Raw genomic sequence first — 24,385 nt, 5'->3', positions numbered from 1 at the left:
CCGTTCACGCCGAGGCGCGAACCTCGAAGCTCGCCGGCGGCACCTCATCCGTCTCGAACCGGTCGATGGCGCTGACCGAGGCGGCCGCTGGTCCGCGCCGGCAGGCGTCGATCAAGGCCTCCATGGTCGCCTCGTCGGCGTGGAGCAGCGCCTCCACCGTGCCGTCGCGGCGATTGCGAACCCAGCCACGCAGGCCGCGCCGTCCTGCTTCCATCGCCAGCCAGGCGCGATAGCCGACGCCTTGGACCCGGCCGTGAACGACGATGCGCAGGCCGCGCGACGCGTTCACGACGACAGCGCCCGGCCGGAGGCGGCGGGGAGCGGCGGGGTGGGCTGAGCCGCGTTCCCGAGGCTGGCGCGCGAGGCTGGCGCCGCTATTTGCCTTCCCTGGCAATGCTTCATAAGAACAGCTCCGTTCCTCGAATCCACGATCGGATCCAGATCCGCAGACATTGGAGGTCGGCATGAACGACGATACCGATCTCGCCGTTCGTCCGGACGAGCGCGAGCCCGAGGACGAACTCGCCCTGATCGACGATCCCGCCTTCATCGAGCGGGTAAGCAATGCCATCGAGGCGGGGCGCGGCGGCGAACTGCGCGACCTCGTCGCCGATTTCCACGAGACCGATCTCGCCCGCCTGCTGGAAGCGCTGCCGGCGCCGGCCCGGCCGAAACTGATCGAACTGCTCGGCGCCGATTTCGACTTCACCGCGCTCACCGAGCTCGACGAGACCGTCCGCGTCCAGATCCTCGAGGAACTGGAGACCGAGACGGTGGTCGAGGGCGTGCGCGACCTCGATTCCGACGACGCAGTCTACATTCTCGAAGATCTCGACGATGCCGACAAGCAGGAGATTCTCGGCCATCTGCCGCTCACCGAGCGCGCGGCGCTGCAGCGCAGCCTCGACTATCCGGAAGAGAGCGCCGGCCGGCGCATGCAGACCGAGTTCATCGCGCTGCCGCCGTTCTGGACCGTCGGGCAGACGCTGGACTATCTCGGCGAGACGGAAGGATTGCCGGAGACCTTCTTCGAGGTTTTCGTGGTCGATCCCACCTACCGGCTGACCGGCTCGGTGCCGCTCGACCGACTGCTGCGCACCAAGCGCGGGCTGAAGCTCGCCGACGTGGTGACGCCCGACCGCCATGTGGTGCAGGCGACGGACGACCAGGAGGACGTGGCGCGTGTCTTCGAGCGCTACAACCTCATCTCCGCGCCGGTGGTCGACGGCGCCGGGCGGCTGGTCGGCGTGCTGACCGTCGACGACATCGTCGACGTCATCCAGGAGGAGGCCGACGAGGACGTGAAGGCGCTCGGCGGCGTCGCCGCCGACGAGGAGCTGTCCGACAGCTTCTGGTACATCGCCAAGAGCCGCTTTTCCTGGCTGCTGGTCAACCTCATCGCCGCCAACCTCGCCTCGGCGGTGATCTCGCTGTTCGAGGACGAATTGCAGAAGCTGGTCGCACTGGCGGTGTTGATGCCGATCGTCGCCAGCCAGGGCGGAAATGCCGCCACGCAGACCATGACGGTCGCGGTGCGCGCCATCGCCACGCGCGAATTGCGCGCCAGCAATGCCAAGCGCGTCATCGCCCGCGAATTGCTGGTCGGGCTGTTCAACGGCGTCGTCTTCGCGGTGATCATGGCGGCGGTGGTGTTCGCCCGGTTCGGCGTCGCCGATCTCGGCTATGTCATCGCCCTGGCGATGATCATCAACCTGGTCGCCGCGGCGCTGGGCGGCATTCTTGTTCCGCTGACGCTCAACAGGATGGGCGTCGATCCGGCAGTGTCGTCCGGCCCCTTCGTGACCACCATCACCGATGTGATCGGTTTCTTCGCCTTTCTGGGTATCGCCGCGCTCTGGTTCTGAATTTGCCGTCGATTCACGTTTGCGCGAATTGCCGCGATGATGTCACATGCGAGGTGATCGGCGGGGCGACCGATCTCTTTCATTCTTTCAAGCCACATTAAGTTTCGCCCGTTAAGTCAGGGAATAATGAGGATCGATGGCATGAGGGAGTCGGGCGAGCCGGCTTGGACCCTCTGATCGGAAATCGCAGCGGGCAGGCGGCAATGCGTATTCCGATCGACAGTGGAGCCGGCACGGCTTCGGCAAAGGCGAGCGACCGTACAATCCTGGCGGTGGCGCTGGTGGTGTGCGCCGCGATCGTCGCCATGGGCGCCTTCGCCCTGCTGGCGGCGGAGCGGGTCGATGCCTCGGCGCGCCAGCGATGGACCGGCGTCGTCGCCGATGCCCTGCAAGGCAAGGTCGGCCTGCTGCAACGGGATCTCGCCAGCTTCGCGCATTGGGACGAATCGGTACTGCGGACGGCTTATTTCCTCGACGTCGACTGGGTGCACCGCAATTACGGCAAGTGGCTGCGCGACCAGGACCACCACGACCGTTCCTATATCGTGCTCGACACCTCGGTCGCCTATGCGGCGATCGATGGCGAGAAGGTTGCCGGCGAGCAGGCGATCTTCGACGGCGACGCGCTGATGCCTTTCGTCTACGACGTCCAGAAGGCGGTCGCCGGACGGTCGGGGCGTAATGACGGCGCGGCCGCCGGGCTGCAGGGCAACGCGCCTTCGGCCTTTCGCGCCGGCTATGTGCGCGTGGAAGGCCGGCCGGCGCTGGTCGGTGCCATCAGTATCACGCCGGACTATGGCCGGGTGATCGCGCCCGAGCAGATTCCGCCGGTCGCCGTCACCGTTCTGTTCATCGACGACCATTTCCTGAACAGCCTCGCACGTGAGCTGCGTATCGCCGAACCGACCGTCAGCCTCCAGCCGCCTGCCGCCGACCGCCATGGCGTGGCGATCCCGTTCGCCGCCGGAGAGAGCCAGCCGGCGTGGCTGGTGTGGAAGCCGGATACCCCTGGCACGGCACTGCTGCACGCCCTGCTGCCGGCCTTGATGGCGACCACGGTGTTGCTGCTGGTCGCGGCAGCCGGCGTGCTCTGGTATGCGCGCCGGGCGACGCGAAACCTCGCGGCCAGCGAGGCCTATGCCTCGCGGCTTGCCTATGTCGACCCGCTGTGCGGTCTCGCCAATCGCGCCATGCTGATGCGCGTGCTGGGCGACCGCCTCGCGCGGCTGGAGGGGGATGGGCATCGGCTGGCGGTATTCTTCCTCGATCTGGACGGCTTCAAGGACATCAACGACACGCTCGGGCATCATGTCGGCGACGTGGTGCTGGCGGAGATCGGCGCGCGGTTGAAGGCGCTGACCATGCCGGGGCTGCTGGCCTCACGGTTCGGCGGTGACGAGTTCGTCATCCTGGTGCCGGTCGGCGACACACCCGGCGAGGTGGAGGCGATCGGCAACACCATATTGGAGGCGGTCCGACGGCCGACCTCGATCGGCGGCCAGGCCCTGGTGGTCGGCGGCTCGATCGGCGCTACGGTCGCACCCGCCGACGGCGGCGAGGCCAGCGAACTGATCCGGTTGGCTGACATCGCGGTGTACCGCGCCAAGGCGGATGGACGCGGCGTGATGCGACGGTTCGAGCCGCGCATGGAGCATGAGGTCCGCCAGCGGCGCGAGATCGAGACCGACCTGCAGCGGGCGATGCGCGACAACGAGCTGACGCTGTTCTACCAGCCGCAATTCTCGGCGGACGGCCGCACCGTGATCGGCTTCGAGGCGCTGTTGCGCTGGATCCATCCCTCGCGCGGGCTGATCTCGCCGGGAGAATTCGTGCCGGTCGCCGAACAGTCGGGGCTGATCAGCGAGCTCGACCTGTGGGCGCTGCGGCGCGCCTGCGAGCAGGCCGGCGACTGGGGTGCGGCGCGGGTGGCGGTCAATCTCTCGCCGGTGGACTTCCGCATGCGCGACCTCGCCGGCGCGGTGCGGAAGATCCTCGAGGAGACCGGCTTTCCCGCCGAGCGGCTGGAGATCGAGATCACCGAGAACCTGCTGCTCGGCAACCAGCCGGAGGCCTTCGCCTCACTGACGGCGTTGCGCAATATGGGGGTGCGCGTCGCCCTCGACGATTTCGGCTCGGGTTATTCCTCGCTCGGCTATCTCCGCCGCTTCCGCGTCGACACCATCAAGATCGACCGCAGCTTCATCCAGAACATCGGCCAGACCGACGACGCAGCCGCCATCATCGACTGCGTGGTACGCCTCGCCCGGGCGCTCGCCATCACCGTGACCGCGGAAGGTGTGGAGACGCGCGAGCAGCTGCGTTACCTCCAGTCGGTCGGCTGCCACCACGTGCAGGGCTATCTGCTGGCCAGCCCGATGCCGGTGAGCAGCCTCGGCCGCTATCTCGACCAGGTGAAGCGGGTTCGCGAATATGCCGTGATCCGCCACGCGGAAGTGTGATGGAGGGCGCGGCCGGCTCCGCCTTCTTCTATACGGCCAAGCTGTTGTGGATGCTGGCGGTGCCCTCCAGTGCCCTGGTCTTTTTCGCCGGGCTCGGCCTGCTGGTGAGTCTGCGCCATCGCCGCGCCGGCTACTGGCTGACGACGCTCGGTATTCTCGGCCTGCTGATCTGCGGCCTCGGTCCTGTTGGCCGGGCGCTGGCGGTGCCGCTGGAGAACCGCTTCCCGATTTTCGTCGATGACGGCCGTCCCATCACTGGTGTGGTGGTGCTGGGCGGCAGCGAGCGGCCGGACGTCACCGCCGCGCGGGGGCAGCCGGCGCTGACCCAGGCGGGGGAGCGCGTGATGGCGCTCGCCGACCTGTCGCGGCGCTACCCGCAGGCGCGCATCGTGTTTTCCGGCGGCAGCGGCGACTTTGAGAGGCCCTCCCTGTCGGAAGCTGATGTCGTGCGCATGGTGCTGCCGCAGCTCGGCGTCGATCCGGCGCGGGTCACGTTCGAGGCTGCCTCGCGCAATACCGCCGAGAACGCTGCGCTGTCGCGGGATCTGGTACGCCCGGCGCCCGGCGAGCGCTGGCTGCTGGTCACCTCGGCGCTGCACATGCCGCGTGCCATTGGCTGCTTCGAGGCGGCCGGTTTCCCGGTTGTCGCCTATCCCGTGGACTACCGCACGGAGGGGACGCCGCAATGGACGCGCCTCTTCGCCCGGGTCAGCGAGGGACTGGAAATGACCGACGCGGCATTGCGCGAATGGATCGGCCTCGTTGCCTATCGGATGACCGGGCGCATCGGCACCCTGTTTCCCGGGCCGACCACGTAGCAGCCGCTCTGCGCATCAGTCCTGCGTGGGAGCTTCCGTCGTCGCCGCCGCCGGCGGTCCCAGCCGGTAGACGCCGCGGAAGTCGGTGGGATCGACGGGCTTGCCCTTGCGGTAGATGCCGAGCGCGCCTTCCTTCGCCAGACGCACCGCTACCCGCCGCACCATCGGCAACACGGCCTGCCACTTGCCGTCCGGCATCAGGGCACGCGCCGGGGCTTCCGGACCTATGGTGCGGGCGGCACCGTCCAGCGCGGCGCGGATTGCAGCTTCGATGTCGCTTTCGGAGGGCAGGGTGGAAGGCGCGGCGTCGGTCATGAGTTTTCCAAGGTAGCGGTCTCGTCGAGCACCCAGTGCGAGTCGCGCCCGAACTGGCGGTTCAGCATCACCACGAAGATCGCGATCGTCCCCATGATGAGTACCCAGCCGTTAATGTACCAGCCGAGATAGGCGATGGCGAAGAAGAAGGAGCGTTGCCCCCGGTTGAAGTGCCGGCCGGCCAGGGTGGCCATGCGGGCCAGCCTGGCGACATGCGCCTGTGCCTGCGGCGTCGCGGCCTCCGCGGGAGGCGGCGTCGAGCCGAGCAGGATCGCGGTGTAGTTGAACAGCCGATACGCCCAGGCAAACTTGAAGAAGACATGGGCGAAGATGAGGGTGATGCCCAGCGTCTTGATCTCCCAGCCGGCCCGGTCGATCTGCACCATCGGCAGGTGCGAGAAGATGGCGAGCACTTCCTCGGTGGAGCGCAGGATCGCCAGCGAGGCGCCGATGGCGAGCAGAGACGTCGAGGCGAAGAAGGCGGTGCCGTTCTGCAGTGCGGCGACGATCTGGGTATCGACGATGCGATTTTCCCGCGCCAGCATCCGCTGCATCCACTCGTGCCGGAAGGCGTCCATGCGCTGGTTGAGCGTGCGGCCCTCCGCCCAGTGGCCCTCCATCAGCTGGTGATAGGCAAACCAGGCCAGGGCGAAGACCGCGAGCGCGCCATAGTCGAGATAGGAAAAACCGATCACGGACTTGGCTTCCATTTCCGATGTGATTCCCTGAAGCCGATTCGGCGAACCCGCCGCCTGCCGATGCCATCGTGATAAGCTCCCAAAGGGCTTTCAAGACAATCGCAAAAGGCGGATGTGCAAAAAGCGGGCATGCGTTATTTGCGCACCAGATATGTGCATTATGCAGTGCGCGGCTTCCGTAACGCGATTGCACGGGCAGTAACGTTTCATTAAATATTGAAACAATCCGCATATGGCCGATGTCTTATTCCGGCCTTCGAGCGGTGAAACGGGAATATCCGGAGTTAAGAATGAATTCCCTTACCGAGCGCTCCTGTTGGGGAGTTGCGCGTTGGGCTGTCGTCGCTTTCCTGGCGGGCATTGCCCTCGTCTATCTGTTCGGCGGTTTCGGCGGCGCGAACGCGGTGGTCGGCTGATCGCCGATCCCGAACTGATCCGGCACGGTGCTGGCCGTTGACAGCGGCCGCTGTGCGAGGGCCCGTTGTTCGGGGCCGCGGGCCGGGACGATCGAGGGCTGCCAGCCGAGACTTGGCGCCCAATCTTCATGCAATGCATCATCGACGCTGATGGGCGCCATGACAGCTCTTCGCTTGTCCGAGACAGCATGTCGCTCCACTCTGGCATGAAGCGGGGATGGCGCGAGGAGGGGCTCATGGCACTGAAGCTGTTGATCGGAAACAAGAATTATTCGTCCTGGTCGCTGCGGCCCTGGCTGCTGCTCAAGGCGTTCGGCATCCCCTTCGCCGAAGAAGTGGTGCTGCTCGGCGACCCCGATTTCAAGGCCCGGATCGGCGTGCATTCGCCGGCAAAGCGGGTGCCGCTGCTGCTCGACGGCGAGGCGGCGGTGTGGGAATCGCTGGCCATTATCGAACACGTCGCCGAGCGCTTTCCCGACAAGGCGATCTGGCCTGCTGAGCCGGTGGCGCGTGCGCATGCCCGCTCGATCGCCACGGAGATGCATGGCGGCTTCGGAGCCCTGCGCTCGGCCGTGCCGATGAATCTGTGGCGGCCGGTGGAGTCGCTTGCGCTTTCCGACAAGGCAGCCGCCGATCTCGCCGGCATCGCCTCCCGCTGGCGTACGGCGCGCGAGCGTTTCGGGGCCGGCGGTGATTTCCTGTTCGGTGCCTTCAGCGGCGCCGACGCGATGTATGCGCCGGTCGCCACTCGCATCCGTACCTATGACCTGCCGGTCGACGCGGTGGTCGGCGCCTATGTGGAGGCGATCCATGCGCATCCAGCCTTTGTCGAATGGAAGGCCGCTGCCCTGAAGGAAGAGCAGCTGTTGCCGGAGGACGAGGTCGACTGGCCGGTGGTGAAGCGCGTATAGGAGGGCCTCCGCCGGCCATTGTCGCGCGGCCCTTCCGTCGCGCTTTCCGAGCCCCGCATGCCGCTGCACCTTCTCAAGCTCTGTGTCGGAGCCGAATCGATCAAGGATCTCGAGGAGTGGATCGCCGAGACGCTGGCCGCGCGGGATGCGCGTGGCCTTCCCGTCGAGCAGACCCACACCACCCGCATGGTGCCGACCCGCACCGAGGAACTGCTCGACGGCGGCTCGCTCTATTGGGTGATCAAGGGCGAGGTGGCGTGCCGCCAGCAGTTGACCGCCATCCGTCCCTTCGTCGATTCCGACGGCATCCGCCGCTGCCACCTCGTGCTGGAGCCGGTGCTGCACCGGGTGGAGCCGCGCCCGAGCCGTCCCTTCCAGGGATGGCGCTACCTTCAGCCCAAGGACGCGCCGGTGGATCTTGCCGGCGAGCAGGCGGCGGCCATGCCCGACGAACTGCGCCGGGAGCTGAGGTCGCTCGGGCTGCTCTGAGGCGGAAGGGAACCGAAACGGCCGTTTGATGCGTTGTCCCTGCGGAAATCCGTCGGGAGGAGGCAGATATGGCCGAGAAAATCGACGACACCGGACTGAAGGAAGGCCAGGCGGTCTCGGAAGAGCGTCAGGTGGTGGAAAGCGGGCACGTCGTCGTCACGGCGCAAACCAGGGAGCGGCAGGCGACCGAAGTCCGTCCCATGCGCTATGTGCTGGGAATCGGCCTGCTTCTCGTCGTCATCGGCATGATGGTGACGTATCTGAGCGTCTAGTCGGGCACCGGGATATTGTCGATGAGCCGCGTCGCGCCCAGCCGCGCCGCGACGAGAAGGCGGATCGGTCCGGCGCCGAGGGCGGCCACCGGCGCCAGCGTCACGGCGTGGCGCGCTTCCAGATAATCCACCGCGAAGCCGGCGTCGCCGACCGTCCGGCGCGCCGCCTGAACCGCCTCCGCGACTGCCGCACCCGACCGGATGGCGTGGGCGGCATCGGTGAGCGCCTTGTGCAACAGCGGTGCGGTGCGGCGCTCCTCTGCGCTGAGATAGACATTGCGGGAGGAGAGGGCGAGGCCGTCCGGCTCGCGCATGGTGGGCACGCCGACAACCTCCACCGGCAGGTCGAGGTCGCGCGCCATGCGGGTGACGACGGCAAGCTGCTGGTAGTCCTTCTCGCCGAATAGGGCGACGTCGGGTGCCGTCTGGGTGAACAGCTTGGCCACCACGGTGGCGACGCCGGCGAAATGGGTCGGGCGGAAATCGGTCTCGAGACCAAGCGCCGGCCCGGCGAGCGATATGGTGGTGGCGAAGCCGTCCGGGTACATCTCGGCCACATCCGGAACGAAGGCGACGTCCACGCCGGCGGCGGAGGCCTTCTGCCGGTCTGCGTCGAGCGTGCGTGGGTAGCGCGCGAGATCTTCGGTGGGGGCGAACTGGGTCGGGTTGACGAAGATCGACACGATGATCCGGTCCGCATGCCGGTGCGCGGCATCCATCAGCGCGACATGTCCCGCATGAAGCGCGCCCATGGTGGGCACCAGGGCGACGCGTTCGCCGGCAGCTCGCCAGGCGCGAACCCGGGCGCGAAGCTCGGCGACGGTGTGAAGGGTTTCGATGTCGGTCACGACTAGGCCCGTCCCTGCGATCCTGAATGCGGGCGGGGAACCTAGCAGCGGCGCCCGGGCGGTCAACTGCCCGTCAACCGCGCCTTGCTCCTGCGGCACCCGCCTCCCACGTAACGCCAGAGCCGGTCTAGTATCTCCGCCGAATCGCGATTGAACCCCATGGCCATTGACCGACATCCCACCTCGAAGCCGCCGGTCACTGGACCGAAGATCGCCCCGTCGACCGTCCCGGCCGGTGCGGCGGTGAACGCGTTTCTTGCCGAAGTGGCGGCCCGCTCTCCGGTTCCGGGAGAGGGGCGCGGGCGCCTGATCTTCGCGCTAGACGCCACGATGAGTCGCCAGCCGACATGGGATCTCGCCTGCACGCTGCAGGGCGGCATGTTCGAGGAGGCCGCCGCCATCGGTGGGCTCGACATGCAGCTGGTCTATTATCGCGGCATCCAGGAATGCAGAGCCTCCAGCTGGGTGGGCGACGGCCGGCGGCTGGGCGAGCTGATGGCGCGGATCGACTGTCGCGGCGGGCGGACGCAGATCGGGCGCGTGCTCGCCCATGCTGGCAAGGAAGCCGGCCGCGGCCGCGTCGGGGCCGTCGTCTTCGTCGGCGATGCCATGGAGGAGACGCTGGACGATCTCTGCGCGCAGGCCGGTCCCCTCGCCCTGCGCGGCGTGCCGGTCTTCCTGTTCCAGGAAGGCCGCGATCCGGTGGCCGAGCGCGGTTTCCGCGAGATCGCCCGGCTCACCGGCGGCGCCTGGTGCCGCTTCGATGCCGGCGCGGCGGAACAGCTCGCGGCGCTGCTGCGCGCGGCAGCGCGCTACGCCGCCGGCGGACGGCAGGCGTTGACGACGCTGGCGGATTCCTCGCCGGCCGCCCGGCATTTGCTGGCGGCAATGTCCGGTCCGCAATCGGGGGGGCGATGATCAATCTTCTGGCCGGCGCGGCCATCGTCGCGCTGCTCTATTACGGACTGAAATTCTTCGCACGCACCGATCCCAAGCGCCTCGCCCGCCTGTCGCGCAGCGTCGGCGGTTGGCTGGCCGTGCTGCTGGCGGGCTTTCTGGGCGCGCGGGGCCATATCGAGACCGCGCTGCCGCTCGGCATTTTCGGCCTGTCGCTGCTCGGCTGGAATCTCGGCACCGGCAAGGGCGGCTCGCCCTGGTCGCGCCTACGCCGCAGCGCCGGCAACTCCTCGACGGTGCGGACCGCCAGCCTGGAAATGGTGCTGGACCATGACAGCGGCCGGCTCGCCGGCCGCATCCTCATCGGCCCGCTGGCCGGGCGCGATCTCGACACTCTGCCCGTGGGAGATATCGCGCGGCAGGCCTTGACGCTGGATGCCGAAAGCCGGCAGCTACTTGAAGCTTATCTGGACCGCCGGTCGCCCGGCTGGCGTGAACACGCTCAGGGCGAAACGGGCCGGCGGAGCGCTGCGCCGCCGCAGGGCGGAGCGATGACGGAACAGCAAGCCTACGAAGTGCTGGGGCTTCAGCCGGGGGCGGGGGCGGACGAGATCCGAAAGGCTCACCGCACCCTTATGAAGAAACTCCATCCCGACCAGGGCGGGTCGAACTATCTCGCCGCCCGGGTTAACGAAGCCAAGGACATCCTGCTCCGCAGCCATTGATCCGCCTCGCTCAGTTGCGGAAGACCATGCAGCCGAACTGGCCCTTCAGCGCCTTGCACGCCTTCTGTGCCGCGGACTGCTGATCGAAACCGGCAAAACGGGCCCGCACGATGGTCGACGAGCCGCTGGTCGCCGATTCGGTATAGGGGTCGACCTTGGCGAGCGCCGAGCCGGCCTTGGCCTTGGCCTTGGCGAGCTGTGCGCGGGCATCCGCCTCGCTGCCGAAAGCGCCGATCTGGATCGCCCAGCCGGAACGCGGCGCGGCGGTGGCGCGGGAGGTGGTCTCGGCGATCTGGCGCGGAATCTCCGCCGGGTCGGCGCTGGCGAGACGCACCGGCTTGGCGACGGGCGTCGGCTTGGGAGCCTGAGCGATCTGCGGCGGCAGGCCCTGGCCGATCGATGTGGTCGGCGAGAAGGACAGCGTGCCGAGAATGCCGGGCTGGTTGGAGAAGCCGGCGACGGGAGCGGACGGCTTTGGCACCGCGACGGTCTTCACCGCGGTCGGGACGATCGGTGCGACCGAGCCGACGGCCGGAGCGGGCGGCGGCAGCGGTGCCGAGCGGGCAGGGGCGGGCTCCGGCATGGCCGGGGCGACCATGGCGATGCGCTGCGGCGGCAGGGCGCCGGTGGTGACCGGATCCGCCTCGCTGGCCTGCTCGGCGGTGTCCTCGTCGATCTCGTTCGTCGCGGAAGTGTCGACGACCGAGGCCATGGCGAGGTTCGGCCGGCCGGCCGGCACGGGGATGATCGCAGGCGCTGGGGCCGCGGTCGGCGTGGGCACTGGCGCCGCCTGCGCCACCGCAACCTCCTCGACGTCGCCGCCGCCCGAGGGGGGCGAGGACATGCGGGCGACCATCTGGCGGCCGGCATAGGCCTTGTCGAAGGTGCCGGTGACCAGCTGGGCCATGCGGTTGTCGCGCGAGGCGGCGGTGGAGCCGCCGAGCACGACGCCGATGACGTAGCGGCCGTCGCGCTTGACGCTGGTCAGCAGGTTGAAGCCGGAAGCGTTGGTGTAGCCGGTCTTGATACCGTCGACGCCTTCGAGGCGCCCGAACATCCGGTTGTGGTTGCGGATCGCCACGCCCTGGTAATTGAACGAGCGGATCGAGAAATATTCATAGTAGCGCGGGAAGCGCTCCTGGATCGCCCGGCCCAGCACCGCGAGATCGCGGGCGGTCGTGACCTGCTGCGGGTTGGGCAGGCCGTTCGGGTTCCGGAAGGTGGTGCGCGACATGCCGAGCTGGCGGGCGCGACGGGTCATCAGCGCGGCGAAGGTGTCGGAGTCGCCGGCAATGGCCTCGGCGATGACGACGGCGGCATCATTGGCCGAGCGGGTGATGAGACCCTGCAGCGCATCCTCGGCCGAGATGGTCGAGCCGGCCTTCAATCCGAGCTTGGTCGGCGACTGCCGCGAGGCATAGGCGGAGACAGGGAGGCGGGAATCGAGCCGGAGACGGCCGGCCTGAAGCTGCTCGAACAGCAGATAGAGCGTCATCACCTTGGTCAGCGAAGCCGGGTGGCGCAGCGCGTCGGCATTGTCCTCGTGGAGGACGCGGCCGGTATTGGCGTCGATCACGATGTCGGCATAACCGGTCTGCCATCGCGTATCCACCACCTGGGTGGCCGCCGGCTTTCGCTGGCTGACCTTCTTTTTCTTTGCCGCGGCATCGGCCACGCCGGTACCCGCGACCGACAGCACCAGAATGGCCACCCCCGCACGCAACATCTGCGCGCTGACAAACCCCGGAAGCCGCATGAACCCGTCCCGTCACTAAATTTGCCGACCCGCGCCGGTCATTTGCATGAAGCCGTCACGGGCTGGTGCGGCGCCCTTGGGCGATCCGTTCCAGGCTGACCGTTGCCGGACAATCACTCCCATAATGTTACGGAGAGTGCGGTTACGAACTCGTAAATCCCGGCGTAAGCGAGGCAATTCGCGGGCGTCGCTGAAACTGGGTCAGTGATGCTGTCTTGTTGCGCCGCACAAAAATCGTTGACGCCGATGCTGCGGCGCATTATTTCTCTTTCCAGCGGCAGCCATGCTGACGGCGCGCGGTTCATTCATGTCGGCGCATGAAGTGTGTGGAGGGCGACCTGATGATTCAGAACATCGACGAGATCCAGAAGCTGGGCAAAGACAATCTCGACCTAGCCATGAAGAGCTTCGGCACCGTGTCGAAGGGCGTGCAGGCGATCGCCGTTGAGGTTGCCGACTATTCGAAGAAGTCCTTCGAAGAGGGCACTGCCACCGCCGAGAAGCTGTTCGGCGCCAAGACGCTCGACAAGGCCGTCGAGATCCAGTCCGAATATTTCAAGAGCGCCTATGAGGGCTTCGTTGCCCAGGCGACCAAGATCGGTGAGCTCTATGCCGATCTCGCCAAGGAAACCTACAAGCCGTATGAAGGCATCCTCGGCAAGCTGCCGACCGTAAAGTGATGCCGGCGTTCTAGCTCGCCGCGAGTGCGGCCGTGTTCCGCGGCTGCAGACGATTTTTTCATGCGCCAGAAAGGCCCGGCAATATGCCGGGCCTTTTTCGTTTGGGCTGGTTTGCCGCAGGACTTTTCCGCGTCGAATGGTGCCGGGCTGCGCCGATCGTCGGTCAACTCATTGCGACCGGCTCGTGCTCCCGCTACTCTGGCAGAGTGAGCCGAGCGTACCTATTATATCGTGCAGCCCGGCAAGCTTAGCCGAGCGAGGTGAGCCTTTCATGTCAGTGACGACGCCTTCCCGAACTGTCGAAACCACCATGGCCGACGACGAGCGTCGTCGCCGCGGGGATGGCATGCCCGGAACGGCGGTGATCACGCGGACCAAGCCGCAGGTCAAGCGGCCGAGTCTCTATCGGGTGCTGCTTCTCAACGACGACTACACGCCAATGGAGTTCGTCGTTCACGTGCTGGAGCAGTTCTTCAACAAGAACCGGGAGGAGGCCACTCACGTCATGCTGCATGTGCATCAGCACGGCGTGGGGGAGTGCGGCGTCTTCACCTACGAGGTGGCCGAAACAAAGGTCACTCAGGTGATGGACTTCGCACGAAAGCACCAGCATCCTTTGCAGTGCGTCATGGAGAAGAAGTGACGCTCCGCAGCGGCTAAACGAAGAGGTCCTCATGCCCACCTTCTCCCGCAGCCTCGAGCAATCGCTTCACCGGGCCCTGGCGCTCGCCAACGAACGTCACCACGAATACGCGACCCTCGAGCACCTGCTGCTGTCCCTCGTCGACGACCAGGATGCCGCGGCGGTGATGCGGGCCTGCAACGTCGATCTCGAGAAGCTCCGCCGCAATCTCGTCGAGTACATCGACACCGAGCTCGACAACCTCGTGCAGGATGGCGGCGAGGACTCCAAGCCCACCGCCGGCTTCCAGCGCGTGATCCAGCGCGCGGTGATCCATGTCCAGTCGTCCGGGCGCGAGGAAGTGACCGGCGCCAACGTTCTCGTTGCGGTTTTCGCCGAGCGCGAGAGCCACGCGGCCTATTTCCTGCAAGAGCAGGACATGACCCGCTACGATGCGGTGAACTACATCAGCCACGGCATCGCCAAGCGCGCGGGCATGTCGGAGAGCCGGCCGGTGCGCGGTGCCGAAGAGGAGACCGAGACGAAGACCGGGGACGAGACCAAGAAGAAGGCCGATGCGCTCGACGCCTATTGCGTGAACCTCAACAAGAAGGCGCGCGAGGGCAAGATCGACCCTCTCATCGGCCGCGATAGCGAGATTCAGCGGACCATCCAGGTGCTCTGCCGCCGGTCCAAGAACAACCCGCTTTTCGTTGGTGACCCCGGCGTTGGCAAGACCGCCATCGCCGAGGGGCTGGCCCGTCGCATCGTCGACGGCGAAGTGCCCGAGGTTCTGCGTACCGCCACCGTCTTCTCGCTCGACATGGGCTCGCTGCTCGCCGGCACCCGCTATCGCGGCGATTTCGAGGAGCGCCTCAAGCAGGTCGTGAAGGAGATCGAGGCCTATCCCAACGCCATCATGTTCATCGACGAGATCCACACCGTGATCGGTGCGGGCGCGACGTCGGGCGGCGCCATGGATGCCTCGAACCTCCTGAAGCCGGCACTGGCCTCCGGTTCGCTGCGCTGCATCGGCTCGACCACCTACAAGGAGTACCGCCAGTACTTCGAGAAGGATCGCGCCCTGGTGCGTCGCTTCCAGAAGATCGACGTCGCCGAGCCGACCGTCCCGGACGCCATCGAGATCCTCAAGGGCCTCAAGCCATATTTCGAGGACTATCACCGGCTGCGCTACACCAACGACGCCATCAAGGCGGCGGTGGAGCTCTCCGCGCGCTACATCCATGACCGCAAGCTGCCGGACAAGGCGATCGACATCATCGACGAGTCCGGCGCGGCGCAGATGCTGCTGCCCGAGGCCAAGCGCAAGAAGACCATCGGCGTGAAGGAGATCGAGGCGACCATCGCCACCATTGCCCGCATCCCGCCCAAGACGGTCTCGAAGGACGATGCCGAGGTGCTGGCGGCGTTGGAGACCACGCTTAAGCGCGTCGTCTACGGCCAGGACAAGGCCATCGAGGCTCTGGCTTCCGCCATCAAGCTGGCGCGGGCGGGCCTGCGCGAGCCGGAGAAGCCGATCGGCTCCTACCTGTTCTCCGGCCCGACCGGGGTCGGCAAGACCGAAGTTGCCAAGCAACTGGCGTCGTCGCTCGGCGTCGAGCTGCTGCGCTTCGACATGTCGGAATATATGGAGCGCCACACCGTCTCGCGGTTGATCGGCGCGCCTCCCGGTTATGTCGGCTTCGACCAGGGCGGCCTGCTCACCGATGGCGTCGACCAGCATCCGCATTGCGTGCTGCTGCTCGACGAGATCGAGAAGGCGCACCCGGATCTGTTCAACATCCTGCTGCAGGTGATGGACCACGGCCAACTGACCGACCACAACGGCAAGCAGGTGAGCTTCCGCAACGTCATATTGATCATGACGACCAATGCGGGCGCCGCCGATCTGTCGAAGTCGGCTTTCGGCTTCACTCGCTCGAAGCGGGAAGGCGACGACGTGGAGGCGATCAACCGGCTGTTCGCGCCGGAGTTCCGCAACCGCCTCGATGCGATCATCGGCTTCGCGCACCTCACCAGCGACATCATCGGGCTGGTGGTGGAGAAGTTCGTGCTGCAGCTCGAGGCGCAGCTCGCCGACCGCAACGTCACCATCGAGCTGTCGGACGAGGCGACTCAGTGGCTGGTGGAGCGCGGCTACGACCAGCAGATGGGCGCCCGTCCGATGGGCCGGGTGATCCAGGAGTACATCAAGAAGCCGCTCGCCGACGAGGTGCTGTTCGGCAAGCTGAAGAATGGGGGCCATGTCCGCGTCGTCGTCACCCCTGACGAGACGGACGAGAGCACGCTCGGCTTCGAGTTCCCGGAGGGGCCGGTCACGCCCAAGCCGGAGAAGATCGAGCCGGTGAAGGCCAAGCGCGCCCCGCGTCGCAAGCCGGCCACGGCCAAGGCCCGCAAGGCGGGCCCGGGCGACGGTAGCCGTGGCGGCCGTCCTTCCGGCGGCTCGCGGGTGCCGAAGGTGCCGCTGGTCAAGGCCTGAACCTTCCCGTGCCAAACACAACCCGTCCGCCGATCCTTCGGCGGGCGGGTTTTCTTTTGCGTCCTATCGCGGCCGGTTCGGCCGAACAGCGCGAATCTTCCGAAGGTCGATCTTGACCGCGGCGGCGCACCGGTCGATCAACGGCCGTCATGAGTGCGCCGATGCAGCCATCCGAGACAGACGCCGACACGGGCCCCGCCTTTCGCACCGGCTATTTCCTGCGCGGCGTCGCCGGGGCCTTCTCCGTGCCCGGCTGCGTGCTGATGGCGACCTTTCTCGGCTTTGGCGGCCTGCTGCACGACGTCGGCTTTCCGATCGGCGCCGGCCTGGTGTCGACCCTGCTGGTCTGGGCGCTTCCAGCGCAGGTGATCATGGTCGGCGGCATCGCCTCCGGCGCCGCCTTGCCGGCTTTGGCGGTCGCGGTGTGCCTCTCGGGCGTGCGGCTGATGCCCATGGTGGTGGCACTGATGCCGCTGATGCGCGGCAGGCGTCCCCATATGTGGCTGGAACTGATCGCGGCGCATTTTGTCGCCGTCACCATGTGGGTGGAAGGCTTCAGGCTGCTGCCCAAGGTGCCGGTGGAGGGGCGTCCCTCCTACGCCATCGGGCTCGGGGCCGGGCTGACCGCCGCCAGCATGGTCGCCACCGCCGCCGGCTTCTACCTCACCGGCTCGTTGCCGGGACCGCTGGCTGTCGCCTTGCTGCTGCTGACCCCGATCTCCTTCACCATTCTCCTGGTGCGCAATGCGCGCGAGCGGGTGGATTGGCTCGCCATCGGGCTCGGCTCGGCGCTGGCGCCGCTGGTGGCCAATACGCCCGGCGGCCTCGACCTGTTCTGGAGCGGCGTCGGCGGCGGCACGCTCGCTTTCTTCATCGCCCGGCTCTGGAAGGCGGAGCGGACATGACGCTGTTCCCAGACGAGATGACCGCCATTCTGGTGGTGATCGTCGTCGGCTTCCTGCCGAACGAGATCTGGCGCGTGCTCGGCGTCGTGCTGGGGCGCGGGCTCGACGAGAACAGCGCCTGGATGCAATGGGTGCGCGCGGTGGCGACCGCGCTGCTGGCCGCGGTGGTGGCGCGCCTACTCCTCACCCCGAGCGGGACGCTGGTGGCGCTGCCGTTCCTGCTGCGCGCCGGGGCGGTGGCGGCAGGCGTCGCCGGCTTCCTGTTGATACGGCGCTCGGTGCTCGCCGGCGTCCTCACCGCCGAGGCGGTGCTGGTCGCCGGCGCCTGGTGGCTCGGTGTCGGGGGCTGACGCCGCCGCGCGACCGTCTCAGTCCTGCAGCGCGGCCTTGAGCTTCGCCGCCTGCTCGGCCAACACCTCGGGCGCTTCCTTGTAGGACAGCGGTGGGCGCAGCTCGACGCCGAGGCGGCGCGGAATCACATGCACATGCAGGTGGAACACTTCCTGCCCGCCGGCATGCTCGTTGTGCTGGGTGAGGGTGATGCCTTCCGCCTCGAAGACGCCGAGCTGCGCGCGGGCGATGCGCTGCGCCGCAGCCATCACCGCGGCGAGGTCGTCGGCCTCGACGTCGAGGAGGTTGCGGGACGGCGCCTTGGGAATCACCAGCGTGTGGCCGGTCGCGCGCGGCATGATGTCGAGGAAGGCAAGCACCTTGTCGTCTTCGTAAACCCGGTGCGACGGGATCTCGCCGCGCAGGATCTTCGCGAAGATGTTGTTCGGATCGTAGGCCATCTCACCCTCCAAGCACCGGCTTCCCAAATATCGGCTTCCCATGTGCCGGGGTTGGATGGCAAGCCGGCAGGCGTCGGTCAAGGCTCGTCCGTGTCCTGCCGGAAGGGGGCATGCGCCGCGAGCTCCGCCTGCGCCTCCTGCGAATAGGCGCGCTCGCGTTCCAGATAGGCGGCCACCGCCTCGCGGAAGCCGGGATCGGCGATGAAATGCGCCGAGCGGGTGGTGACCGGCAGATAGCCGCGCGCCAGCTTGTGCTCGCCCTGCGCGCCGGCCTCGACGGTCGAGAGGCCGCGCGAAATGGCGAAGTCGATGGCCTGATGGTAGCAGACCTCGAAATGCAGGAAGGGGTGGTCCTCGATGCAGCCCCAGTGTCGGCCGTAGAGCGTATCGGCGCCGATGAAGTTGATCGCCCCGGCGATCCAGCGGCCGGCGCGGCGCGCCATGACCAGGAGGATGCGGTCGGCCATGCGCTCGCCGATCAGCGAATAGAAGCGGCGGTTGAGATAGGGCCGGCCCCATTTGCGCGAGCCGGTCTCCATGTAGAAGGCGAAGAAGGCGTCCCAATCCGCCTCGGTAATGTCCTTGCCGGTCAGCCAGCGGATCTCGATGTCGTTGGCCAGCGCGTCGCGCCGTTCGCGGCGGATGACCTTGCGCTTGCGCGAAGCGAGCTCGCCGAGGAAATCCTCGAAGCTGCCATAGCCCTGGTTGGTCCAGTGAAATTGCTGGTCGATGCGCGCCAGCCAGCCCTCGGCGTCGAACACCGCGGCGTCGGTCTCGGTGAGGAAGGTGGCGTGCACCGAGGAGGCGCCGCGCATGTCACACAGTGTGGCGAGCCCCTGCGCCAGCGCTCGCCGTGCCGTCGGCGCATGGGGGCCGGGGCGCGTCAGCAGGCGCGGGCCAGTGGCCGGGGTGAACGGCACGCTGACTTGCAGCTTCGGGTAATACTGCCCGCCGGCACGCTCATAGGCGTCGGCCCAGCCATGGTCGAAGACGTACTCGCCCTGCGAATGCGACTTCAGATAGGCCGGGCACACCGCGAGCGGCTGGCCGTCTTCCCCTTCGAGGACCAGGTGCTGCGGGTGCCAGCCGGCGCGGGCGCTCACGGTGCCCGATTCTTCCAGGGCGGAGAGAAACTCATGCGAAACGAAGGGATTGCCGGGACTTTTCTTAGTTTTCGCATGAGGTACGCCATCCAAGTCATTGGTCGGATTGGCGCAGGCGTTCCACTGTGCGGCGGGGAGGGCGGTGATGTTGCTCTCAACGCGCAGGCGGATGGTGTCGGAACTCATGGGCGTCGCGAAACCTTGGGCCGAAGTGCGGCGGAGCGCCGCAACGCACAATGTGCGCCTCCGATCCGCTCCCGGAAAGGGGCGCTCACGCCGATTCGATATCGGGCACGAAGCCTTCGAAGATGATCTGGTCGGCGTGCCGCGCCGCGATCGCGCGGTCTTCCGGCGTGCGCACCGTCCAGGTCAGCACGGGCAGCCCGGTGGTCCGCTTGGCCAGCGACACCGCCGGCGAAGGCAGGTCCTTCACGTAATGGGCGAGGAAGTCCGGCTGCATGCGCGGGAAGTTCAGCAGGTTACCCCAGGCGAACTTGTCCGCCGGGCTGACGAAGTCCCATTCCGGGTCGTCATAGCGCCGCTCCATGGTGAAGCCGCGCGGAATGGCGGGGCCGAGCGCACGCACCGCCGCCACCAGATCCGGGTCGAAGGACATCAGCGCGGCCGGGCCGGCATAGGACGAGAGGATTTCGACGGCGCGGATCGCCACCGAGGTGTCGCCGTCGAAGCGGCTCTTGAGCTCGATGACCAGCGGCACCCGGCCACCGACGCGCGCCAGCAGCTCGGCGAGCGTCATGATGCGGTCGGCGGTGCCGCGCACCAGCACCTGGCGCAGCTGCGCCAAAGTGAGTGCCTGCACCGGCCCGCTCGCCGCCGTCAGCCGGTCGAGATCGTCGTCATGGAACACCACCACCTCGCCATCGGCGGCGAGCTGGATGTCCACTTCGATGGCGAAACCGCGCGCCAGCGCGGCATCCACCGCCGAGGCGGTGTTCTCGATGATGCCGCGCGCCGCATCGTGCAGCGCGCGGTGGGCGACGGGGCGGGCGGTCAGCCAAGCGGGAGCGCTCATGACGCGATCAGGCGAATTCGACGACCGCCTCGACCTCGACGGCGACGCCGAATGGCAGGGCGGCCACGCCCACCGCCGAGCGCGCATGCCGGCCGGCATCGCCGAACGCCTCGACGAACAGGTCGGAAGCGCCGTTCACCACCTTGGGCTGGTCGACGAAGTCGGGTGCCGAGTTCACGAAGCCGGAGAGCTTCACCACCCGCGTCACCCGGTCGAGATCGCCGAGCGCCGCCTTGATCTGGGCGATGATGTTGATCGCGCACTGGCGCGCCGCCGCCTTGCCGGCGTCGATGTCGGTGTCGACGCCGAGCTTGCCGGTGATCAGCTTGCCGTCGGCGATGGAGATCTGGCCGGACACCCACAGCTGGTTGCCGCTGATCACCGTTGGCACATAATTGGCGGCGGGCGCAGTGGCGACCGGCACCGTGATACCGAGGGACGCGAGCTTGGATTCGACGGTGCCGGACATCTGTGTCTCCATTGGCGACGGATGCGGGCGAACGAGGCGGGCGCTCCAAATTTTGCCCATCTTGTCGCCTTCGCTGAGGGTAGCGATGTTTGGCCTATCGATCCGACGCGCGCAAGCCGCGCCTTCCGGAAGGAGCTGGAACTTATGACTGTGCCCGCGACCCTCAAGATCTGCGCGTTCGCCGGCGTCTCGCTCCTGGCGCTGGCGCTGCCGGCCGCGGCGGCGATCCGGCTGGAGCCGCACCGCGCGACCTATGAGCTGTCGCTCGATGGCGGCAAGCCCGCGAAGAACGTCAACGCTGCCGAGGGCACCATCGTCTACGAGCTGCGCGGCAATGCCTGCGACGGCTATTCGGTGCAACTGCGCCAGAGCACCAATCTGGAGACCGAGGGCGGGCGGATGAGCAGCGCCATCACCACGGCCACTTGGGAGGACGGTGACGGCAACTCCTATCGCTTCCGGGTGGAGAACACGGTCAACGACGATCGCCCGGAGGAAGCGGACGGCGTCGCCGAGCGCAAGGATGGCCGGCTGATCGTGAAGGCCACCAAGCCGGAGGCCGGCACCATCGAGCTGGCCAAGGGCGTGCTGCTGCCGACCCAGCACATGATCCGCGTGCTCGACGCCGCCGAGCAGGGCGATGCGGTGCTGGAGGCGCCGGTCTATGACGGCTCGCCGGACGCCCGGAAGATCTATGACACGCTGTCGGTCATCGGCCGTCCGCTCACCGGCGGCGCCGGGCTGGAGCAGTCGGCCAGCGGCGGCGACCTCGCCGGCCGTCCCCGCTACCCGGTGGTGATCAGCTATTACGAGCGCGGCTCGCAGGAGCAGTCGCCGGACTACACGATCAGCTTCGACCTCTATGACAACGGCGTCAGCCGGGCGCTGAAGCTGGATTACGGCGATTTCGCCCTGCGCGGTACGCTCACTTCCTACGAGGCGCTGCCGCAGGAAAGCTGCTCGAAGTAGAGCTGCTCGAAGTAACGCCATCCGGGGCGGCGGATTCCTCCTCGCGCCGTCCCGGCCGTCCGGCATCGATGAGGATGCCGCGCTCGATGATGCCGCGGCCGAAACGCTCGCGCAGCCGGTCGGCGGCGATCTCCGCCTTGCCGGCCTTGGTACCGCGCGTATCGATGAGATCGTCGGGGTCGGCGGTCGCGGGATCGGCGAGGTCCGACACGCCGATCCCGATCAGCCGGAAGCGCCGTCCGTTTGCCTCGACGCGCAGCATGTCGCGCCCGTGATCGAATAGCCGGTTGGCGAGGCGGGTCGGGTCCTCCAGCGAGCGGGCGCGGGTGATCAGCCGGAAATCGGCGGTCTTCAGCTTCAGCGTGATGGTGCGGCCGGCATGGCCGCTGACCTTCAACCGGTCCGACAGCTTGCGGCACAGCGCGTAGAGCGCCTGCTCCAGCTCGCGGAACTCGGCGATGTCAGTGTCGAAGGTGGTCTCGGTGGAGACGCTCTTGGTCTCGTGCTCGGGGTTCACCTTGCGCTCGTCGCGGCCGAAGGCGAGGCGGGCGAGGCGGAGGCCTTCATTACCCAGCCGGCGGGCGAGGGTGGCCTCTCCGGCCACCTGCAGGTCGGCGATGGTGCGGAACCCTTCCTTGGCCAGGCGCTCCTGCGTTACCCGGCCGACGCCCCAGATCGTGCCGACCGGGCGCGGCGCGAGGAACGCCGCCGCCTCCTCCTTGCCGATCACCGCGAAGCCGCGCGGCTTGTCGAGGTCGGAGGCGATCTTGGCGAGGAACTTGTTCGGCGCGAGGCCGATGGAGAGCGTGATGCCGATCTCGGTTTCGACGTCCCGCGCCAGCCGGGCGAGGCTGCGTGCCGGGCTCTCGCCATGCAGCCGCTCGGTGCCGGCGAGGTCGAGAAAGGCCTCGTCGATCGACAGCGGCTCGACCAGCGGGGTGAGGCGGCGCATGCGCTCGCGCACCTCGCGTCCCACCGCCACGTATTTCGCCATGTTCGGCTTCACAACCACCGCCTCGGGACACAGCGCCAGCGCCTTGAACATCGGCATGGCCGAGCGCACGCCCCTCACCCGGGCGAGGTAGCAGGCGGTGGACACGACGCCGCGCTTGCCGCCGCCGACGATCACGGGAACATCGCGCAGCGCCGGATCGTCGCGCTTCTCGACCGCGGCATAGAAGGCATCGCAATCGATATGGCCGATATGCAGCATATCGAGCTCGTCATGGCGGATGACGCGCGGACTGCCGCAGCGGGCGCAACGCATCCCCGCCGACACATCGCTCAGGCAGTCGCGGCAGAAGGCGGCCATGGTGCGAAACCCTCCCGGCTCGCGTCAGTCCTCGCTGCCGATATGGGCGAGGATTTCGCGCGCGGCTACCACATGGCCGGGATCGATTTTCGCCTGCGCCGCATAGTCGAGCAGCAGATCCTGCCGGTTGATGAGGTGATCGAGCAGCGCCACGTGGAAAGCCGGTGATCCGGCGACGCCGCGCAGGTCGGCCGGCGACAGGCCGCTCTCGGCGAGGAAGGCGCCGATCCGCTCGGGATCGCCGGCCATGAACCCGAGGACGCCGAGGGCGACTTCCTGGGCGGCCTGCCGGGTGGAGAGTGGCTTGGATTTGAAGCTTCGCATTTGTGGTTCCGTAAGGAATGGCAGGCTAGGTTCGCGAGGGTCGGACGTTCGTCCGGCCGAGAGATTCTCGACATCTCGCAGGCGCATCGTCGAACTGCTCAAGGTCGGGCCACAGAGAATCGCATATCGAGCGTCACATGCCCAAGACCGTTTTGATCGTGGAAGACAACGAGCTCAACATGAAGCTCTTTCGCGATCTGCTGGAAGCGCACGGCTACACGACGCTCGCCACCCGTCACGGCGTGGAGGCGATGGAACTCGCCCGCCGGCACAAGCCTGACCTGATCCTGATGGATATCCAGCTGCCGGAGGTATCCGGCCTGCAGGTCACCGCCTGGCTGAAGGCCGATCCGGAGCTGAAGGCGATACCCGTGGTGGCGGTCACTGCCTTCGCCATGAAGGGCGACGAGGAGCGGATCCGCCAGGGCGGCTGCGAAGCCTATCTCTCCAAGCCGATCTCGGTGGCGAAATTCCTGGAGACGGTCCGTCACTTCGTACCGCTCGACTAAGGGCCACGCGACCGCTCCCCTCGATCGTGGCTATGCTGCCCGAGGCCGGCGCCGGGGTGTGCGGTGCGTCTCACCCCGAACCGAAGTGCGCTTCGCCGGGCGTGCGGCCGAACCGCTTCCCGAGAATCCGGTTGAAGGTCGGCATGTCCACGAAGCCGCTTTGCATGGCGACGTCGCTGATGTAACGGCCGGTGTGCTCCGGCGCGGCCAGCAGTTGGTGGGCATGCTCCAGCCGCTCTGCCCAGATGGTTTCGGCGATGCTCGTCTCGTGACCGGAGAACGCCCGGTACGAGGTGGCGCGCGAGCAATGAGACGTCGCCCTCAAGCAGTTCGGCGAGCCGCTCGCGCTTGAAGATCAGCGTGATGTCCTGATGGCGCGAGCGTACCTGCTCGATCGGCCGGCTGAAATCGGCGATGCACAGGTCGTCGCCGCGCAGGCTACGCTGGCCATATGGTTGAGATGCATCGAGCCGGCCCGGCCGACGAGGCTGGTGATGATCTCGTCGTAATCGTCGCGTTTCAGGCGCTGGGTGTCGCGGCGCGTGTGGATGGCATCTGAGGTGTGATCCAGGAAGTCGCATTCGACCCTGGAAATATGCACCATCCGGCTGGAGAGCCGCGCGCCATTGGCGAGGATGAGCAGTTCGACGCGATGCAGCACGGCACGGCACCAGTAATCCAGCCGCTCCTTCACCGGGA

The 24,385-nt window shown here is 67.3% G+C and carries 29 protein-coding genes; 16 read left to right on the top strand and 13 right to left on the bottom strand.

Annotated elements, in window-relative coordinates; translation table 11 throughout:
* Positions 1–4 precede the first annotated feature (4 nt).
* Positions 5–289, bottom strand: coding sequence for an acylphosphatase (locus tag KHC28_RS27500; protein ID WP_312893261.1), 285 nt, complete (start codon positions 287–289; stop codon positions 5–7).
* Between the two features lie 175 nt (positions 290–464).
* On the opposite strand from KHC28_RS27500, the gene mgtE reads away from it, so the two are divergent.
* The 3 genes from mgtE to KHC28_RS19030 all read left to right on the top strand — a co-directional run bounded on the left by mgtE (position 465) and on the right by KHC28_RS19030 (position 5,142).
* Complete coding sequence (gene mgtE / locus KHC28_RS19040; RefSeq protein WP_214009875.1) at positions 465–1,865, top strand: magnesium transporter; 1,401 nt, start codon at positions 465–467, stop codon at positions 1,863–1,865.
* Positions 1,866–2,068: 203 nt separating this feature from the next.
* Positions 2,069–4,324 carry a putative bifunctional diguanylate cyclase/phosphodiesterase gene (locus KHC28_RS19035; protein ID WP_214009874.1) on the top strand — a complete coding sequence of 752 codons (2,256 nt, stop codon included), beginning with the start codon at positions 2,069–2,071 and terminating at the stop codon, positions 4,322–4,324.
* Positions 4,324–5,142, top strand: coding sequence for a YdcF family protein (locus KHC28_RS19030; RefSeq protein ID WP_214009873.1), 819 nt, complete (start codon positions 4,324–4,326; stop codon positions 5,140–5,142). Before KHC28_RS19035 ends, KHC28_RS19030 begins: the two co-directional genes overlap by 1 nt.
* A 15-nt stretch (positions 5,143–5,157) precedes the next feature.
* Here KHC28_RS19030 and KHC28_RS19025 read toward each other — a convergent pair whose 3' ends face one another.
* The gene (locus KHC28_RS19025) at positions 5,158–5,457 is read right to left on the bottom strand and encodes a DUF3253 domain-containing protein (protein WP_214009872.1); all 300 of its coding nucleotides are present in this window, start codon (positions 5,455–5,457) and stop codon (positions 5,158–5,160) included.
* Positions 5,454–6,167 (bottom strand): DUF599 domain-containing protein, encoded by a 714-nt coding sequence (locus KHC28_RS19020; RefSeq protein ID WP_246564959.1) that lies wholly within the window; start codon positions 6,165–6,167, stop codon positions 5,454–5,456. The genes KHC28_RS19025 and KHC28_RS19020 overlap by 4 nt, the downstream gene beginning before the upstream one ends.
* A 278-nt stretch (positions 6,168–6,445) precedes the next feature.
* Here KHC28_RS19020 and KHC28_RS27770 point away from each other — a divergent pair, with 278 nt between their 5' ends.
* The 4 genes from KHC28_RS27770 (at position 6,446) to KHC28_RS19005 (ending at position 8,243) form a co-directional block, all read left to right on the top strand.
* Positions 6,446–6,571: a hypothetical protein gene (locus KHC28_RS27770; RefSeq protein WP_255607342.1), complete on the top strand. Its 126-nt coding sequence runs from the start codon at positions 6,446–6,448 to the stop codon at positions 6,569–6,571.
* 236 nt (positions 6,572–6,807) lie between these two features.
* Positions 6,808–7,482 carry a glutathione S-transferase family protein gene (locus KHC28_RS19015; protein ID WP_214009871.1) on the top strand — a complete coding sequence of 225 codons (675 nt, stop codon included), beginning with the start codon at positions 6,808–6,810 and terminating at the stop codon, positions 7,480–7,482.
* A 57-nt stretch (positions 7,483–7,539) separates the two neighbouring features.
* Complete coding sequence (locus KHC28_RS19010; protein WP_214009870.1) at positions 7,540–7,971, top strand: DUF1489 family protein; 432 nt, start codon at positions 7,540–7,542, stop codon at positions 7,969–7,971.
* A gap of 68 nt (positions 7,972–8,039) precedes the next feature.
* Positions 8,040–8,243, top strand: coding sequence for a hypothetical protein (locus KHC28_RS19005; protein ID WP_214009869.1), 204 nt, complete (start codon positions 8,040–8,042; stop codon positions 8,241–8,243).
* On the opposite strand, the gene panC is transcribed toward KHC28_RS19005, so the two are convergent.
* Positions 8,240–9,091 (bottom strand): pantoate--beta-alanine ligase, encoded by an 852-nt coding sequence (gene panC, locus KHC28_RS19000; RefSeq protein WP_312893260.1) that lies wholly within the window; start codon positions 9,089–9,091, stop codon positions 8,240–8,242. The genes KHC28_RS19005 and panC overlap by 4 nt on opposite strands.
* 159 nt (positions 9,092–9,250) lie before the next feature.
* On the opposite strand from panC, the gene KHC28_RS18995 reads away from it, so the two are divergent.
* Positions 9,251–10,009 (top strand): vWA domain-containing protein, encoded by a 759-nt coding sequence (locus KHC28_RS18995; protein WP_246564958.1) that lies wholly within the window; start codon positions 9,251–9,253, stop codon positions 10,007–10,009.
* Positions 10,006–10,713 (top strand): DnaJ domain-containing protein, encoded by a 708-nt coding sequence (locus KHC28_RS27495; protein WP_246564957.1) that lies wholly within the window; start codon positions 10,006–10,008, stop codon positions 10,711–10,713. The genes KHC28_RS18995 and KHC28_RS27495 overlap by 4 nt, the downstream gene beginning before the upstream one ends.
* Positions 10,714–10,723: 10 nt before the next feature.
* Here KHC28_RS27495 and KHC28_RS18985 read toward each other — a convergent pair whose 3' ends face one another.
* Entirely contained in the window at positions 10,724–12,469 is a 1,746-nt protein-coding gene (locus KHC28_RS18985) for an SPOR domain-containing protein (RefSeq protein ID WP_214009867.1), read from the bottom strand.
* Positions 12,470–12,810: 341 nt separating this feature from the next.
* Here KHC28_RS18985 and KHC28_RS18980 point away from each other — a divergent pair, with 341 nt between their 5' ends.
* From KHC28_RS18980 to KHC28_RS18960, 5 genes are all read left to right on the top strand, one after another.
* Positions 12,811–13,149 (top strand): phasin family protein, encoded by a 339-nt coding sequence (locus tag KHC28_RS18980; protein WP_214009866.1) that lies wholly within the window; start codon positions 12,811–12,813, stop codon positions 13,147–13,149.
* 310 nt (positions 13,150–13,459) lie between these two features.
* The gene (gene clpS, locus KHC28_RS18975; RefSeq protein ID WP_214009865.1) at positions 13,460–13,792 is read left to right on the top strand and encodes an ATP-dependent Clp protease adapter ClpS; all 333 of its coding nucleotides are present in this window, start codon (positions 13,460–13,462) and stop codon (positions 13,790–13,792) included.
* A 31-nt stretch (positions 13,793–13,823) separates the two neighbouring features.
* On the top strand, positions 13,824–16,271 hold the full coding sequence (gene clpA / locus KHC28_RS18970) for an ATP-dependent Clp protease ATP-binding subunit ClpA (RefSeq protein ID WP_214009864.1): 2,448 nt from the start codon (positions 13,824–13,826) through the stop codon (positions 16,269–16,271).
* 161 nt (positions 16,272–16,432) lie between these two features.
* Positions 16,433–17,176, top strand: a complete 744-nt coding sequence (locus tag KHC28_RS18965; RefSeq protein ID WP_214009863.1) for an AzlC family ABC transporter permease — start codon at positions 16,433–16,435, stop codon at positions 17,174–17,176.
* Entirely contained in the window at positions 17,173–17,526 is a 354-nt protein-coding gene (locus tag KHC28_RS18960; protein WP_214009862.1) for an AzlD domain-containing protein, read from the top strand. Before KHC28_RS18965 ends, KHC28_RS18960 begins: the two co-directional genes overlap by 4 nt.
* A gap of 18 nt (positions 17,527–17,544) precedes the next feature.
* Here the strand turns inward: KHC28_RS18960 and KHC28_RS18955 are convergent, their stop codons facing one another.
* From KHC28_RS18955 to KHC28_RS18940, 4 genes are all read right to left on the bottom strand, one after another.
* Positions 17,545–17,967 carry an HIT family protein gene (locus KHC28_RS18955; RefSeq protein ID WP_214009861.1) on the bottom strand — a complete coding sequence of 141 codons (423 nt, stop codon included), beginning with the start codon at positions 17,965–17,967 and terminating at the stop codon, positions 17,545–17,547.
* A gap of 77 nt (positions 17,968–18,044) precedes the next feature.
* A complete protein-coding gene (locus KHC28_RS18950) occupies positions 18,045–19,256 on the bottom strand; it encodes a GNAT family N-acetyltransferase (protein WP_214009860.1) in 1,212 nt (403 codons plus the stop codon).
* An 85-nt stretch (positions 19,257–19,341) separates the two neighbouring features.
* On the bottom strand, positions 19,342–20,103 hold the full coding sequence (locus KHC28_RS18945) for a glycerophosphodiester phosphodiesterase family protein (RefSeq protein WP_214009859.1): 762 nt from the start codon (positions 20,101–20,103) through the stop codon (positions 19,342–19,344).
* Positions 20,104–20,110: 7 nt separating this feature from the next.
* Positions 20,111–20,572 carry a RidA family protein gene (locus KHC28_RS18940; RefSeq protein ID WP_214009858.1) on the bottom strand — a complete coding sequence of 154 codons (462 nt, stop codon included), beginning with the start codon at positions 20,570–20,572 and terminating at the stop codon, positions 20,111–20,113.
* Between the two features lie 144 nt (positions 20,573–20,716).
* Between KHC28_RS18940 and KHC28_RS18935 the strand changes: the two genes are divergently transcribed.
* The gene (locus tag KHC28_RS18935; protein ID WP_214009857.1) at positions 20,717–21,541 is read left to right on the top strand and encodes a cell envelope integrity EipB family protein; all 825 of its coding nucleotides are present in this window, start codon (positions 20,717–20,719) and stop codon (positions 21,539–21,541) included.
* Here KHC28_RS18935 and KHC28_RS18930 read toward each other — a convergent pair.
* On the bottom strand, positions 21,498–22,853 hold the full coding sequence (locus KHC28_RS18930; protein WP_214009856.1) for a DNA polymerase IV: 1,356 nt from the start codon (positions 22,851–22,853) through the stop codon (positions 21,498–21,500). The two genes, KHC28_RS18935 and KHC28_RS18930, sit on opposite strands and share 44 nt — an antisense overlap.
* A 24-nt stretch (positions 22,854–22,877) precedes the next feature.
* Positions 22,878–23,177 carry a DUF3572 domain-containing protein gene (locus KHC28_RS18925; protein ID WP_214009855.1) on the bottom strand — a complete coding sequence of 100 codons (300 nt, stop codon included), beginning with the start codon at positions 23,175–23,177 and terminating at the stop codon, positions 22,878–22,880.
* 137 nt (positions 23,178–23,314) lie between these two features.
* Here KHC28_RS18925 and KHC28_RS18920 point away from each other — a divergent pair, with 137 nt between their 5' ends.
* Positions 23,315–23,686, top strand: coding sequence for a response regulator (locus tag KHC28_RS18920; RefSeq protein ID WP_214009854.1), 372 nt, complete (start codon positions 23,315–23,317; stop codon positions 23,684–23,686).
* A gap of 70 nt (positions 23,687–23,756) precedes the next feature.
* Here the strand turns inward: KHC28_RS18920 and KHC28_RS18915 are convergent, their stop codons facing one another.
* Positions 23,757–24,011, bottom strand: coding sequence for a helix-turn-helix domain-containing protein (locus KHC28_RS18915; RefSeq protein WP_214009853.1), 255 nt, complete (start codon positions 24,009–24,011; stop codon positions 23,757–23,759).
* 30 nt (positions 24,012–24,041) lie between these two features.
* Positions 24,042–24,380, bottom strand: a complete 339-nt coding sequence (locus tag KHC28_RS18910) for a hypothetical protein (protein ID WP_214009852.1) — start codon at positions 24,378–24,380, stop codon at positions 24,042–24,044.
* Positions 24,381–24,385: the final 5 nt, after the last annotated feature.

It is taken from the genome of Ancylobacter sonchi (assembly GCF_018390695.1).
GTDB lineage: Bacteria > Pseudomonadota > Alphaproteobacteria > Rhizobiales > Xanthobacteraceae > Ancylobacter > Ancylobacter sonchi.
This window is presented reverse-complemented; position numbering and strand designations above follow the sequence as displayed.